2 protein-coding genes are annotated in these 1,239 nt (G+C 64.2%); both read right to left on the bottom strand.

Annotated features, from left to right (window positions below):
* Nucleotides 1-144: 144 nt before the first annotated feature.
* A complete protein-coding gene (locus AB0C35_RS46050) occupies nucleotides 145-501 on the bottom strand; it encodes a hypothetical protein (protein ID WP_358471040.1) in 357 nt (118 codons plus the stop codon).
* A 284-nt stretch (nucleotides 502-785) separates the two neighbouring features.
* A partial coding sequence (locus tag AB0C35_RS46045; protein ID WP_358471037.1) for a DUF5959 family protein occupies nucleotides 786-1,239 on the bottom strand: 454 nt, incomplete at its 5' end.

The following is a 1,239-nucleotide window of genomic DNA, read 5'->3' as shown; positions in this document are numbered from 1 at the left end:
CGCGCCTGGCCGCCCGGAGCGTGCGGCGTGGGCGCCGGTCACCGGACGGCCGCGCCGGGCCGCGCATCGCGACGCCCCGCCCTGTCCGTCAACCGCAGGCGGTCACCGGGTCGCGCCGCCGCCCGCAGCACGGTTGCTCGCCAGTCAGCGGAACCGATCGAAAAAGCCCTTGGCCGAGTCGTCCAACTCCGATTCACCCCGCCAGCGGGCCAACACCCCTGCAACCTCTCGCGGCGAGACTGAGATGTACTCATGCCAGCGTCTTTGCTGGTCGAGGGGGTAGCCGAGCAGCATGTTCAAGACGTTGTTCACAGCGTCATCCTGGTCGTCAGCGTCAGCGTTCGCCGGCCACACCGCCGCCAGCTCCGCCAGCTCCTCCCGAGTGAATCCCATAAGCGTCTGGAACTCCCAATCCGGAAAAAAGGGACCCTGCAACGCGGCGTTCAAGCATTCACCAATGATCCGCAGATCCTGCGCGTTCATCGTCTCGACTCTGGCCACGCCCATATCATCGCAGGCCCCGTACTGCATCACTGCCGGCGGCCGGTTGGGCTGGAAGGGTGCGGGGCTCCCCCGACCCGATGCTTTGAGGGTCCGCGGCGGCCGGAACCCCGTCAAGGGCGCCCTACGGGCGTCGCGCTGTGATGGCTGCGCCACCCTTGACAGAACCCGTCCGCCGCTAACGTTAGGTACAGGTCTCGTCGGGCCGGGGGAGGGAAGAACAGCGGCTTACGCCACAGAAGTGCCCACTAGCCACCAGTGAGCAAAGACGGTAGCCCGAGCCGCTACCCGGGTTGCATCTTGCGGATGGCGTTCAGGCGTTTGTAGTGATTTTCGAGCCAGCCGTCAGCTACTTCGATCGTAAGTTCAACACTCACGAGGGAGGACATCCTGTCGACGACTGACACGATCACGCGATCGAAGTCGTCAAGCTCAAGCCAGATCTCGGTGGCACGCTGCCCCTCTCGCCACGCTGTGTTGTCGCCTCGCGACAAGTCATCGAGAACTGTCTCCCACGACGTCAGATCGTCGGGCGACACCCAGGTCTTCTTACGACCGCTGACAAAGTAGCTGCGAACCTCAATCTCACCCGTCAGTTCGCCTTCTGGCACCGGCTTCGTTAGCCGGAGCACAACACTGTTGCTGCGCTTCCCCTGAGATCGTGGAGACCGAACCTGGGAGAAGGTTGGGTCGTTGGATACCGAGAGACGCTCGTTCGATCCGGAGTTCCGGGCCGGA

Source organism: Spirillospora sp. NPDC048819, assembly GCF_040650055.1.
GTDB lineage: Bacteria > Actinomycetota > Actinomycetes > Streptosporangiales > Streptosporangiaceae > Spirillospora.
The sequence above is the reverse complement of the archived record's forward strand: the minus strand, read 5'-3'. Positions and strand labels throughout refer to the sequence as shown.